This window comes from Rhizobium leguminosarum bv. viciae (assembly GCF_012276115.1).
In the GTDB taxonomy this organism is placed as follows: Bacteria; Pseudomonadota; Alphaproteobacteria; order Rhizobiales; family Rhizobiaceae; genus Rhizobium; species Rhizobium leguminosarum_T.
Map to the genome: position 1 here is coordinate 1 of NZ_WIEU01000033.1, position 13,464 is coordinate 13,464.

Consider the following 13,464-nt stretch of genomic DNA (forward strand, 5'->3'; position numbering starts at 1 on the left):
CCGGCAAACCCAAAATGGTCATCCGCATCGCGCTCGCCCGAAAACTCCTGGTCATTCTCAATGCAAAAGCACGAGATGCGCGAAGAGAATTCGAATATGCAACTTGACAACCCAGATAGTCGCTCATCCGCCTGCCGGCACCTTCTCCCCGAGGGGAGAAGAGGACATGCAGCAACCCCTCCGTTCCTCGCGCGCCCCTTTCAGAAAGCATGCACGGCCTTCTCATTTGCCCGGTCCTCTTTGGGCGATCTATTCGGAAAGCAGCTCGTCCGTCTCGGAACCGTCCTCGGTCTTGCGCAACGGTCTGAAGCTCATCCGGTGCAGCGAACAGGGGCCGTGCCTTTCGATGCCGGCGCGGTGTTGCGCCGTGCCGTAGCCCACATGCGCGGCAAAGCCATAATCCGGAAACACATGATGTGCCCGCGCCATCATCCGGTCGCGCGTCACCTTGGCGACGATCGAGGCGGCGGCGATCGAGACCGAGCGGGCATCGCCCTTGACCACGGCCTGTCCGGGGCAATCGAGGCCGGGCGGCACGTCGAGCCCGTCGGTCAGCACGTAGCTGGCCGGAATGGCGAGGCTGCAGATGGCCCGGCGCATGGCGTCGAGGCTTGCCTTGCGGATATCCGTCTCGTCGATGCGCGTCGAACTGGAGGAGGCGATGGAGACGGTCGCAGTCGCCAGAATCTGCACGAACAGTTCCTCGCGCCGTTGCGCCGAAAGCTGCTTGGAATCGTTCAGCCCCTCAGGGATGCGCTTCGGATCGAGAATGACGGCGGCCGCCACGACGGGTCCCGCCAGCGGCCCAAATTACCAGCTTAGATGTTATACGATTAGAGGGGAATGGTGCCTTTAAAATGAGATATGTCAACCCTATTGCGCTAGTTGACGATATATCCTACCCATATACGAATATACGATAGGGGGTCGGATGCGACGGGTTGTTACTCCACGGTTTCACGACGCAGTCACCGTTCCGGTTGAGGGTAGACGCGCTGGGATTAGAGTGGTCATCACCGAGAGCGGTCCGCTCGTTGCCCTTATCGATTTCTTCCAGACGCCTCGCAACAGTAACAGGAGCTTGGACTGGCAAGCAAAGGCTTGCAGAGCGGTCGGGTGCCTCTATGATTATCTCTACGCGGTCCGAGATGCCGAGCGTCCTCATCAACCGATCACTTATCTTAGCGACTTCGTCCAGGCATTGCTTTCCGGTACAATTGGGCCAGAGGGTGACGACCCCACTGGACTGTATTGGCCACCGTCGAGTTGGTCGCGGGTCTCTGAAACCCTCTCATTTGTGAACGTATTCTCAGATTATTGCGCCAAGCGATTTGATACAGTCGCGCTCAACCCGACAAATGCGGCAACTTTCCAAGAGCGAGTAGCGGCTTATCGGAAACTCGATGTTCGCAACGAACATTCATTGCTGAAGCATCTCGGTGTTTCGAAGGTCGAGAGAGAACAGGCAAGTCTTTCCAGGGCCATCCAGTCGCCACGGTCGCCGAAAGTGACTGATCTAAGCCCGCCACGGTTTCCACCTGCCGCCCTGAAGGGCTTGCTGAGTGATGGATACACGCGACGCAAAAAGGGTTCGAGGCTCAGTGACCGATACAATCTTCGGGATTTGATGATCTTTGTGTTGCAAAGGTTCGGCGGCCTCCGATCAAGCGAACCCTTTCACCTGTATGTGACCGATATTCTGGAAGCCAGAGACAACTCAGGTTTGGCGGAGGTTCGACTTTACCATCCAGAACTAGGCAGATTTAGTCACCTTGATCCTATCACCGGCAAAATTGTTCATGCTACGCGGACTGAATTCCTGAGAACCAAATATGGACTTATTCCGCGTAACCGGCGAACTGACAAAAGGCGAGCGGGTTGGAAAGAGCTTATGCTCGATGTCGGGCCTCCTCATTACTATGCTGTCGTTCGATGGTTTCCGACAATCTGGGGAAAGATATTCTGGAAGCTCTATCAGGCGTATGTGCGGGAGGTTCTGCCGAGTAAGCTTGATCACCCCTACCTCTTCGTCAACCTGGACAAGGGGGAGAACTTTGGCTCCATGTACTCGCTGTCAGCGTATTACGACAATCATGCCGCAGCGATGGCACGTATTGGGTTTGAAGTCAGCAAATCCGAAGGGACGACGACCCATGGGCTACGCCACGCCTACGGCCACTCCCTAGAGGTCGCAGGTATCTCGGACAAAATCATTCAGTCATGCATGCATCATAAGTCCCTCAATTCTCAGGGAGTTTATACGCTGCCTGATGCCTTGGAGGTGAGCCGTGCTTTGGAAGCGGGCCGGGCTCGCCTTTCCAAGACAGATGACTTCAATAATCTTGAAAGGATGTTGACCCTTGATGCGGCATGAGCAGGGAACCGAGAACTGGCATACGAACCCGACGCAAGTGACGTCGACGATAACCGGTCGGTCCATCTTTGTTAATAACGCTGATCGCTATTGCGTTCTTCCAAGCTGGAATGAGACTACCATCAAAGCAGCATCCCGTTCGTGGAACGATCATCTCAGCCATCTAGCTAGATCGGCGTCGTACGTACCAGCTGAGGTTCGGCTCAATCCCGATGCTACGAAACTTGGTTACAGCCGAGAGGTTGCTGATCTAATCGACGGAATCTTGAATGCGACAGATGGTTTTAGTGCCATTCCAATGCTCGAAAGCTTCGTTGTTGAGTTACGCAACTTTGTTGCGTCTCGCGGACGCCAGCCGAGAAAGAAGATGTCTGGTCCTCTGCGATTTGGGGAATTCTTGTTCATTCTTTGGAAGCATAAGCTTATCGCTTTTCCTGGCTCCCATGTTTGGAACCGCCAAACCCCAGACGTAAGGGGCGGGTACGTAATTGAGTTGACCGACCGTCTGTTCGGAGAGATGGCTGATGTGCTGGCAAGCCTGTCTGCACCCCTCAAGCATTCCGGCCAAGCAATAGCGTTGCTACGTTTTTTGCTTGCGTGCTCGCAGCCCGATGAAATCGGAGATATTGACTACGGGGTCTTCGAACTCTTCAAACCATATGCAAAGCAGGGCAATCATCAGACTATCGTCTACGGAGTTTGCGACGAAATCCATGCTCTGCAGCGCACGACCTACCGAGGCAATCAGCAAGCGGAGTTGGCTCTACCTCAGTCGTATCGCGAGATATTTATCAGACAGAAGGGCGCAGATCGGTCGAGCGAAACGTTCGCCTGGGCGATCAGTCGGGGTGGGCAGCGCGTCGAAATCTGGCGTAGGCAAGCAACTGACTTCCTGGGATCGATCAAAAATCGAATTGGTCTTAGATATGAAATTGGGCATCTAAATCTGCTATTGGACTATGTTATCGAACAGGCAGACGTCCCTGACACCCCAATCGAATATTGTAGTCGGAGCTACAGACCCGCAGTCTCGCTTGCATCGTTCCAAGATACAGCCCGCAACGTTCTGGAGAGTAGGTCGTCGTTTACGCTTCGGAGCATCGCCAGATTTTTTGACTGGGTGATCGCGACTGAGGGTACCGATGAGGATGGTATTCCCCATCGAGAATATCGGAATCCGGTCGATACCGAGGACCTACCTACCCAAAGTAGGTCAAAGGGCCAAACTGATCGCGCAGCGATGCCTTTGCGCTTCTTGAATATGATCAGGGAAATCATCGAAGGCGACAACTTCGCGTGGCCGAAGACACTTTCGGCGGACTACCTGGATCACATTGAACCTAAGACGGGACAACGGTCACGAATTTGGAGCCCGGTTCGAGCTGAATTCTTCTTACTGCGGTTGATGTTACCAATTCGGTCACTACAAGCACGCCTCCTGGACAGCGGAGAGGGCGACTTCGACGTTTGGACATCTGATCGAATTTGGAAACGTAACAAAGGTCGGCATGCTCCCACGAACAAGACTGACCGGCGAGATACGGGGCTTATCCGCCGTATCTGGGATCATCACAGCGGTCGCAAGTTCAATGGCTTGTTTATTACCACCAATAAGACGCAAGATCGCGACGAGCTGTTTACAGAGAGCGGCTACGAAATACCTTGGGAAAATGCCGAGGTGATGCAACTATTTTGTAGGCTGCGCGACTGGCAAGCAAAATATAATCCTGTCGGGAGGCCCCTTTCTCGCGCCGAACTCAAAAGTGACAAGAAGTTGGTGGTGTCCAACGATCTTGCGGAGCGCCTAGACAAGCTTTTCTTTCTGTTCCGGGACGCGGCTGATCCCGACTTCCCTCATGAGCCGCCTACCGAAGGCAGGCTTCAGAGTTTTTGGAGGGTGCTCGTAGCGGAGCTTGAGCGACGCCTTGATGATGGCGGCCAGAGGAACAGTGACGGCAGCAAAATCGAACTTGTCACCTACCGAGAGACGGGAAGCCCCAAAAGCAGCATCTTCGACATGCACTCGCTCCGAGTATCTGGGCTGACTGCGTTCATCAATGCCGGTGTCCCTATCCACATCCTCAGCGAGTTTGTCGCCGGGCACGCGACAATCTTGATGACCTTATACTATCATAAACCGGGCGCTGCAGAGATCACACGGGTGCTCGACAGCGCCTTAGAGGAAATGAGCGCCAACGAACGGGGAAATTGGGACGCATTCCTGAAAAGCCAACCAGCCGAGTTGATCCACGAGATTGCGGCTTACAACAGCGAAGAAGGCTTGCTCGCGGCGAAGGCTACACAGTCTTCCCTTTGGGCTCCTATGGCTGGTGGGGTATGCCCGAATGGCGCAACGCTCTGTGACAAAGGCGGTCCTCTGCTCAATGAGGGAAAACAGGTGTACGCGCCAGTGCCTGGTCTCGCGAAAAACTGTCCGGTATGCCGCTTCTTCGTGACCGGTCCGGCTTACCTCGGTGGTTTGGTTGCTGCCTTTAATCAGACAGGTGGTCAAATCCGTGAACTCTTTGGTTTCCTTGAAGAGACCCAATCGAACCGTCGTATTCTCGTTTCCGAGCACGGAACGAGCCCAATAGATCGGAAAATCTCTGCCGAGCTTGTGACGTTGGATGAGGCGGTCCAGACGACCCAGTCCAAGTTGGATTCGTTGTCACAAACCTGGGTAAGTCAGTTACGTCTAATTCAGAAAACAGAGAAAATTCTTGAAGCTCGGGCAAACAACAACAACAAAAACGCGCTAGTCCTGAACGGGCAGATTGGTGATCTCCGTGTGTCTCTCGAAGAATCAACCGAGTTCGAAATGTGGGACCGCATCTGTCAGTCGTCGGTGTTCTATCCCAATGTTGACGCACGCCTTCCAGCCATTCGACGGGGCAAGATGTTTGATATAATGCTGAAGCAGAACGGCCGGACACCTGTCTTCGGTACGCTGACAGATCGTCAATTAGTTGCAATTGGCAATGAGGCCGCGAACCTGTTGCGGTCGATAATTGGCAATCCCAATACCGAAGATGTGCTTGCGGGCCGTCACGCATTGGATGACCTGGGTGCTGGTCATCAGTTCGATGACTTTGTTCAGCAGCGTATCGCCGGGGTCGACATCGCGGCGATCAGCCACAAGCGAAGGGCGGCGAGATGACGATATCTACGCAGGAGATTGGCCTTCAGAACTTGGCAAAGCTCGAAGCTTGGCTGTTAGCCTGCAGAAGCCTTCCCGGCCGTGGTACAAAGGTGAACCTATCGGCTGTGGCGCTTGGCGCGGGTGTAGACCGACAATTTTTGTATCGACCTGAAGCGGCTGGGATGATCGCGAAGGCGGTTCAAGAAAAGGGTTTGGCAATGCCTGAACAGGGCAAAGCACCTCAATTAGAGGTTCCTGCTTGGGCGTCACAGCGTATACTTCAGCTTGAAAATCAGCTCACCACAGCGCGTGCAGAGGTTCACGAGCTGCGTAAGCGACTGCAACGGTATGAACATATTGATCGTCACATGGCCTCCACCGGACTTTTGCCCCGATGACGCAAACCGTAGCCGTAACCAATGTTTTGCGATCTCAGCCACCGATAATCTTCTCTGCGCAGACCATCGAAGGCGAGCCTGTGAGGTTCGTCGACAGCGAGCATGTACTTGGACGTAAACCAGTTGTCGGTGAGACCTGGGAAATCACCGGCCGGTGGCAGGTACATCCGCAGTACGGCCGTCAAGTGATCATGACACACGCCTGGCCAGTTCGTCCGTCCGGACGCCTGTTCATCCAAACGGTCAGCGGGGGAAAATCCTTTCCAGGAATAGGTGTGGCTAAGGCCCAACGCTTATGGGACCAGTATGGAGAAGCGATATATACGCTTCTGGACGATGGAAGCGCCTTGCCGTTCATTCCGGTGTTGGGAGCCGAATTGTCGGAAATGCTTGTGTCTGGATGGTCGGGTCTAGGGGTAGAGGCGAACACATACCGCTGGCTGACGACCGTCGACCTGCCTCCAAGGCTCGCAGAAAAGATAATCGCGATCTACAGCGGACTAGATGTCCCGGCCGAATATGCCGAGGATGCGAAAAAGCTCGGGGCAGCGGTGTGGCACTTGCAGCGGGACCCCTACCGCATGCTCGCGTTTGCTGACTGGCACAGCGTTGATCGTGCTGCGAGAAACATGGGAGTCGCTGATAATGACACTCGGCGCATGGTCGGGGCGATTGAAGCTGCTTTGATCAAGCGACTTCACGCAAATCACACATGGACGGCTACCGGCGAACTGATGAAGCTAGGGCGCAGGTACTTAGGTGGGACTGCGGCAGCATCAAGAGGTGCCGTGCAAGCTGCCGTCGATGCGGGCGCAATTGTCTCTGTGGGCGACGGCTTCGAATTGGCCGGATGCGAGATAATGGAGCGATTCTGTGCTGAGCGGCTATCATCAATGGCTGCTGGTGATTTTGAAGCCGCCCAGTTTGCGTTGCGACCACATTTGAGCGTCGCTGAAATAGATGCCGAACTTAGTGGATTTGACCATTCTGAGGGCTACGCGCTTAACGTAGAGCAACGTCACGCGGTTCATTCTGCCGTGCAGCACCGTGTGTCACTACTCTTGGGTGGACCCGGAGTGGGTAAAACAACGGTCCTAAAGGCTATTCATCAGGTAGCGGAAAAGATGAACCTTGTCGTTCATCAAGCAGCTTTATCTGGTCGCGCATCGCAGCGGATGAGAGATGCCACGAGCCGCGCAGCGTTCACGATTGCAGCTCTTCTTGTTAAGGTGGACAAGGGCGAAATCGAACTCGGCGACGGTGTCTTAGTGATACTTGACGAAGGCTCAATGATCGACCTTGGAACATTGTATCGGCTCTTGTCACACTTCAAACCTGGCGTCCGGGTCCTTTTCGTAGGCGACCCTGGTCAGTTGCCACCCATCGGGTTCGGTTTGACCTTTCATATCCTGGCCGATGAGCCAAGAGTTCAGAAAACGGAGCTGACGCTGGTAATGCGGCAAACCGCCGAAAGTGGCATTCCCGAAGTGTGTAGGGCTATCCGATCTGGAGAGCCGCCCCGCCTGCTTGCTGGCTTGGCAAACCGTGAAGGCGTTGCTTTTTTGAAAGCCGGTGCGGATGGGATATTCGATCAGATGATGGATGTGCTCGCCGACCTCGGCGGCATTGGCAGAGCCCAGATAATTGGTTCCGTCAAAAGAGGATCAGTGGGGACCGTCGAGATCAATCGGCGGCTTCAGACACTAATGAGTGGTGGCCGTCAGCTTGTCTGCGGACGGTTCTTTGCTGGTGAGCCCATCATAGCTATGCGCAACGATTACGATATCGCTGTCATGAACGGCGACCTCGGTACCGTTATACGCGAGACTGAAAGCGGCGAACTGGAGGCCGAGTTCAATAGTGGGCGGATTGTCATACCTCTCAGTTACCTTCAGAATGTCGAGCTTGCCTACGCGATCACATGCCATAAGAGTCAGGGCAGCCAATTTAAGCGCGTCATAATCCCTGTGGTGGAAAGTAAGCTACTGGATCGCACATGGCTGTTGACAGCCGTTAGCCGTGGCCAAAAACAGGTATTCCTGATCGGTGAGCGTTCTGTGTTCGACCGTGCTGTTGCAGCCTCTCCAATATCACATCAGCGCCAGGTGGGTCTCCGACACCACTTCACTTCAATCGGAGCCTGATCTGATGACGAATGCGAAGCCGGGTGAAGCTAATCAGAAGAGTGACGCTCTCGACAAACTCTACGGCGAAATCGTGTCGCGGACGGACAATCAGCGGAGATTAAATTCCCTCAGGAATCTTTACAACACCCTCCGACATCTTCTTTCCGTGAAATCAAATGCAACGTCAGTGGCTGCCATTGCAGGAGCAGTTGCGGCACTTGGATTCTCGGTGCCAAAGGCCCAATCGATAAGAAATGTCGAGGGAAAGGACTTTCGTGATTTGATCAGCGCTTACTGTGCGATCAGCGACAACGGAAAGTCCGGCGAACCATCAGACGATGAGAAATTGATTGGCGGTATCGATGATTTGAAGATCGCGGCTCAGGTCAAATGGCTGCTTGCCGAAAACCGCAGTCTCAAGCGGCGTCTCGACTTATTGCACTCGGAATTCCAGAAGCTGCAGCCGATGAAGTTGCTCGGGACACTTCCTGTCACCGAAAACCCTGCTTCCACGGAATTCTTAGGATTCACAAAGATCGAAATTGACGCGGTACGGGAGTTCCAAGCAAACTTGTCAGAAATAGACTGCGTGATTGACGAGGCCTCCGGGGCGCTTCTTTATAGGGGCAAGCTAGAAATCGCTCCCCCGGGCTTCAAACAAGCGCTCGTCAAACTGACGGAGAACACCAAAGACTGATGCCTTTCATCGCTAGAGACAGATCGAAATACCCCGTGGTCATTGGCTGCGACGAGGTGGGCCGAGGAGCGCTATGTGGTCCGGTGGTTGTTGCCGCCGTATGGTTTGATCCTCAAGTTGTGCCGCGTAAGCTTCTACGCGAACTTGACGACAGCAAAAACCTATCGGTTGGAAAGCGTATCGAATTGGCCGGTTGGATACGTGAACACTGTAATATCGCGGTCGCTGCCAACTCGGTTAGTGTCATCGATGCTCGCAACATCCGAAATGCGACCTTGGACGCCATGCGACGAGCCGTTCTCAGGCTGCAGATCGATTCTCCGGTGATGTTTGATGGGGTAGATGTGCCGCCTGGCATGACGTCCGAATGCACGGCTGTCATAAAGGGAGACAGCAAAGTCCCTCAAATCGCGGCGGCCTCCATAGTGGCAAAGACTGTTCGGGACGGCCTTATGGCAAGGCTCGCCACAAAATATCCGGCTTATGCCTGGGAGCGCAACTCCGGGTACGGGACTAAGCATCATCTTGGTGCAATCAAAGACCACGGCACCACCCCGCACCACCGCCGCTCGTACGCTCCCGTAGCTCAGTATTCGCTTGATCTCCGGGCCCCAAGACCAATTCTCGTCGATGTAGCTGAACCGCTATCTTACGCTTAGAATAACGGCAGTTCCTTGTTCGATCCTTTCGGAGGATCGAACGTTCGCAGCCATCGATGTTCCCCGTCCCGATAAGCCTTGCAGGCCATGTGAGCCGATTTATGTCACCGAAGGGAAATGGCTTTAGCCATTGACATGGATCGGCGTCATGGCAGGCTCGCAGTAGGGCAAGAACATGCATAAAAAGTATCCGCCAGGAGGCGGATTCCGTTCCATCTTCGATGGGCTCGTTTTGCCAGAATCAAAAATTTCAGGTCTGCCACTGAATTACGATCTCGTCGATTGTGGATGGCTTTCACAACTTCGCGCGTAACAGTTGAAAGTAGGCCAAAATACTAATCTATTGGCCCTCCGGGAATCTCACGACTGGTTCGCCAGTCGGCCGCCATAGTAAAAAGCTTCGCAAGCAAATCCAAAAGAGAGATTCCAGAAAGCACAGTATGGAACCGACATTTCGACGGAACTGGGATGGCAAGTCATGGCAGCGCCACGCACTCCTTCTCGTCCAGTTGCGTCATGGCTCTGAGAATGTGCAAATCGTTCCAGATCGCGTACAGGGCGATGCGGGTTTGGAATTTTTTACGGTCGGTGGCTGTTTGTATCAATGCTACGCCCCAGAGGAACCGGGGAATACCGCGAAGTCCAGCAGCGCGATGAAGCAAAAGGCCACGCGCGATCTCCAGAAATTAGAGAAAAACAAGGCTATACTTTCAGAGATTTTGAAAGAGCTGAGGTGCAATAGGTGGATATTGCTGTGTCCATTTCTGGATGATAAGGCCGTTGTTTCACACGTACGCGCAAAAGGTGTGAAAGCACGGGATTTGGCTTTACCTTTTCTGTCGGTAGACTTCGAAGCCTTGGTGCACTGCCAGGAAGACTTTGTGAAAGAAATAGCGCAACTTCGGGACCTACCTATCGGTCCCGATCTGATAGTTGCAGCTCCTACTGACGAGGCTGTCAGTTCGCGAGAAGGCACGCCTTTGGTCACAACCCTAGATCAAAAGCTTCGCCGCGCATTTCCGTCGTTCTCAGAAACTCGCCGGGTTACTGTCAGAAAAAGCTATATCAAAAACCACATAAAGCGCGAGAATACGTTGGATTCGTTGAAGACGGACCATCCTGTTTTATGGGAACGGGCGTGGCAGACCATTAATGCCGAGGAGAACCGGCTTGAACTTTTGGGATCATCTGGCACAGCGTCTCCAAGTGAATACTTGCGAGAAAGCCTGACGAGAATCGAGCAGGGTTTGGCGAAGGATTTGCCGTCGGTTGCCCATGCGACAATATCAGACTTGTCTGCAGGAACTCTAAGCGACTGGCTTATGCGCTGCCCGCTCGACTTTGATGGTGAACAGTAATGGCGATCCTTCAGCCTCATACACCATTTTTGTTTCGGGAACGCCCGTCACCAGTTCCTGGAGACCTCCGGATAACGTGGCGCTTCGCGCTAAACCTCCTTATTCTCAACAAAAGCCGCGCAAGGCGATCTTCTATGGCTAGGCTCTATATTATGAACGATGCAGTGCGTTCGCAGAGCGATGCTGACCTTCTTGAAGATATCTTGTTTGGTTCAGCAGCAATAAGTGCATGGCGGATCAAGGTCGAACCAGCTCTCGGTCGTGCGCTGGACTTGATGGTTGGTGAGAACTTGCTGCACTGGTCGACAGTCGGCAATCGCCTGGGCGTTGAACTTTCACCGACAGGCCAGTCGGTTGCGAAGGAGATCGACGACGATGGGGAAATAATGGAACAGGAGAAGGTCAGAATTCGCTCGCTGTCGTCAAAGCTGACGGAGGGTCGCGTTCCTGAATTTCTCACGGTTAAGGCGGATCATGCGGTTCTCAATTTCTAAGGTCGTTATTCACGCTACGACCGCATCAGGCGAATTTGGCGCTGAGCTTGACTTGCAGGACGGGCTCAATGTCGTGAAAGCGCCTAACACATCAGGCAAATCTACTTGCCTACAAGCGGTTCTGTATGGATTGGGGCTAGAGCGAATGCTCGGGCCACGCGTCGAGACGCCATTCGGCCATGTGCTCACCGAGTACCTTCGAGAGATACCTGATGGGGTTTCTTATCCTATTTTGGAATCCTCCGTCGAAATTGAACTCAAAAATCGTCTCGGAGAGAAGCTTGCTATTCATCGCGTCATAAGGGGCGAGAACGATCCCCGTCTCGTCCGAGCAAAGATCACGGCTGCGGATGGCGCGGAATCTCGGCGAGATTTCTTTCTTCATGATCCTGGTTCGGCTCAGCGAGAAGACGGCTTCCATTATTTCCTATCGTCGTTCATCGGATGGGATTTGCCGGAGGTCAGCACGTTCGATGGTCGTGAGATACCGCTGTACCTTGCTGCGATTTTCCCGATGCTCTTCGTCGAGCAAAAGCGAGGGTGGTCGGCTATCCAAGGACCATTCCCGACCTTTCTGAGAATTCAAGATACACCCCGACGCGTGATGGAATTTTTGCTAGACCTAGACGTCGGCAAAAAGCGGCGGCGGAGATTGGAATTACAGAAGCAGATAAGCGGTTTGGAAACCGAATGGTCTCAGGCTCGGCAATACCTAATATCAAAACTAGGTAATCTCAGCCGCCTTCAGAATATACCATCTCAACCGGTAAAGGGCTTTTCGTCTGCCCCTTCGATAGGCGTCGAGGTGTATGTGGAAGATGAGTGGCTCGGACTTGACGAGGCCGTGGATTACACAAAATCGAGGGTAGACGAACTGGAGGCCGCCGATCTTCAGACGACACAGGACATGGCTCCTGCGTTACAGCTTGAACTAGCTGAAACGCAAAATGACGTCTCCAGCCTGGAAGCCCGTGTCGACGAACTGAGAGCCGATATGGCGATAACCCGAAGCGAAATACAAGGTTTCCAAAGTCGGATCGTAGCCTTACGGAACGACCTGGGACGAAACCTGGACGCTCAAAAGCTTGAGAAATTTGGATCGCGGCTCGGAAGGGCTGTCTCTGACCACACATGCCCGACCTGTCATCAGGAACTTGACGGAGAGCTGTTGCCGGTCGCTGAAGTCAAGGGCATGGCTATAGAGGAGAACATTCGCTTTATCCGCTCCCAGATCGAACTCTATCAGGCCAGCGCCAACGCATCGGATGCAGATGCAAACAACCTCCGCCTAATGTACGACTCTGTTGCTCGCGAGCTTTCTGAGAAATTGTCCCGTATCCGCGAGCTTGGCGAAGCTCTCCGGCGTCCATCCGGTTCTACTGCCCGTTCATTGATTGAACAGCTTGTTCGGCTGCAATCTCGGCTGAAGAGGTTCGAGTCGATGCAGAGCGAAGCGGACGGGATGGTTGACAGGTTCGCAGCTATTGCCGATGCAATTGACGCCCTACGGCCGGAATTAGCCGCCGTTAAGAGCGACGATTTCAGCGACATCGACATAAGCAAAATCAAGTTTTTTGAAACTCGGCTTCAGCAGCGGTTAGGCGATTTTAGTTTCAAGACTTTTCCAGCGTCCGAAATCCACATTTCCCAGGAAGATTTCAGACCGTACGGGATTATCCGCGACAAATCAGGCGAGTATGTTTCCCGCGAACTCGGTTTCGAGATGTCTGCAAGCGACGCAATTCGCATGAAGTGGAGCTATTATCTGGCATTGCTCGATGTCTCGTTGGAATTTGAGACAAACCACCCCGGTTTCATTGCCTTCGATGAGCCTGATCAACAGGCAATTGAGAGCAAAGATGTAAGATCATTCCTCGTTGAAGCGGCTGGCTTCAAGAAGACCGCTCAGATACTTGTCGCTGCAACAGCTGAAAAAATTGCCGGGTTTGACGCAGATTTGAGAAATTCTGGAGCCAGAATTCTCGAATTTTCTGGTTATACTGTGCAAAGACGCGCTTGATTTTCTAACTGTTCGAAAACTATGCCAGCTAGCGGAGACTTTTTTTAATGGAGCGCGAAACCCTGTTTTCATGGCTGTGCTGGGCATTTTGCCATCACCGATACAGCAGCAGTCTTCGAAATTTCTCACCAGTGGCTTGGTCAAGGTGCGAGTGAAACTGCGCTTACAGCGAAAGAGGGCCGCCGAGAGGCGATTGAAG

Annotated in this window: 9 protein-coding genes and 2 pseudogenes; 10 read left to right on the plus strand and 1 reads right to left on the minus strand. The window is 53.4% G+C overall.

What is annotated here, in order from left to right; all coding sequences use genetic code 11:
- Positions 1–107, plus strand: a pseudogene (locus GFM02_RS32700) (IS110 family transposase); the annotation flags it as partial.
- Between the two features lie 142 nt (positions 108–249).
- Here the strand turns inward: GFM02_RS32700 and GFM02_RS32705 are convergent.
- Positions 250–807, minus strand: a pseudogene (locus GFM02_RS32705) (ribonuclease HII); the annotation flags it as partial.
- 124 nt (positions 808–931) lie between these two features.
- On the opposite strand from GFM02_RS32705, the gene gmtY reads away from it, so the two are divergent.
- From gmtY to GFM02_RS32750, 9 genes are all read left to right on the plus strand, one after another.
- Complete coding sequence (gene gmtY / locus GFM02_RS32710; protein WP_246792559.1) at positions 932–2,374, plus strand: gamma-mobile-trio recombinase GmtY; 1,443 nt, start codon at positions 932–934, stop codon at positions 2,372–2,374.
- A complete protein-coding gene (locus tag GFM02_RS32715; protein ID WP_168324002.1) occupies positions 2,364–5,531 on the plus strand; it encodes a VPA1269 family protein in 3,168 nt (1,055 codons plus the stop codon). The genes gmtY and GFM02_RS32715 overlap by 11 nt, the downstream gene beginning before the upstream one ends.
- 32 nt (positions 5,532–5,563) lie before the next feature.
- On the plus strand, positions 5,564–5,911 hold the full coding sequence (locus GFM02_RS32720) for a hypothetical protein (protein ID WP_168324003.1): 348 nt from the start codon (positions 5,564–5,566) through the stop codon (positions 5,909–5,911).
- Positions 5,908–8,055, plus strand: coding sequence for an AAA family ATPase (locus GFM02_RS32725; RefSeq protein WP_168324004.1), 2,148 nt, complete (start codon positions 5,908–5,910; stop codon positions 8,053–8,055). Before GFM02_RS32720 ends, GFM02_RS32725 begins: the two co-directional genes overlap by 4 nt.
- A 4-nt stretch (positions 8,056–8,059) precedes the next feature.
- Complete coding sequence (gene gmtX / locus GFM02_RS32730) at positions 8,060–8,734, plus strand: gamma-mobile-trio protein GmtX (RefSeq protein ID WP_168324005.1); 675 nt, start codon at positions 8,060–8,062, stop codon at positions 8,732–8,734.
- Positions 8,734–9,393: a ribonuclease HII gene (locus GFM02_RS32735; protein ID WP_168324006.1), complete on the plus strand. Its 660-nt coding sequence runs from the start codon at positions 8,734–8,736 to the stop codon at positions 9,391–9,393. Before gmtX ends, GFM02_RS32735 begins: the two co-directional genes overlap by 1 nt.
- Before the next feature lie 440 nt (positions 9,394–9,833).
- On the plus strand, positions 9,834–10,751 hold the full coding sequence (locus GFM02_RS32740) for a hypothetical protein (RefSeq protein WP_168324007.1): 918 nt from the start codon (positions 9,834–9,836) through the stop codon (positions 10,749–10,751).
- Between the two features lie 134 nt (positions 10,752–10,885).
- On the plus strand, positions 10,886–11,245 hold the full coding sequence (locus GFM02_RS32745) for a hypothetical protein (RefSeq protein WP_168324008.1): 360 nt from the start codon (positions 10,886–10,888) through the stop codon (positions 11,243–11,245).
- On the plus strand, positions 11,226–13,265 hold the full coding sequence (locus GFM02_RS32750) for a hypothetical protein (RefSeq protein WP_168324009.1): 2,040 nt from the start codon (positions 11,226–11,228) through the stop codon (positions 13,263–13,265). Before GFM02_RS32745 ends, GFM02_RS32750 begins: the two co-directional genes overlap by 20 nt.
- Positions 13,266–13,464 lie beyond the last annotated feature (199 nt).

Excerpts from the sequence above, each read along its gene's own strand:
- GFM02_RS32735 (WP_168324006.1), top strand. The coding sequence starts at position 8,734 with ATGCCTTTCATCGCTAGAGACAGATCGAAATACCCCGTGGTCATTGGC.
- GFM02_RS32745 (WP_168324008.1), top strand. The coding sequence starts at position 10,886 with ATGGCTAGGCTCTATATTATGAACGATGCAGTGCGTTCGCAGAGCGAT.
- GFM02_RS32750 (WP_168324009.1), top strand. The coding sequence starts at position 11,226 with ATGCGGTTCTCAATTTCTAAGGTCGTTATTCACGCTACGACCGCATCA.
- gmtY (WP_246792559.1), top strand. The coding sequence starts at position 932 with ATGCGACGGGTTGTTACTCCACGGTTTCACGACGCAGTCACCGTTCCG.
- GFM02_RS32740 (WP_168324007.1), top strand. The coding sequence starts at position 9,834 with ATGGAACCGACATTTCGACGGAACTGGGATGGCAAGTCATGGCAGCGC.
- GFM02_RS32715 (WP_168324002.1), top strand. The coding sequence starts at position 2,364 with ATGCGGCATGAGCAGGGAACCGAGAACTGGCATACGAACCCGACGCAA.
- GFM02_RS32725 (WP_168324004.1), top strand. The coding sequence starts at position 5,908 with ATGACGCAAACCGTAGCCGTAACCAATGTTTTGCGATCTCAGCCACCG.
- gmtX (WP_168324005.1), top strand. The coding sequence starts at position 8,060 with ATGACGAATGCGAAGCCGGGTGAAGCTAATCAGAAGAGTGACGCTCTC.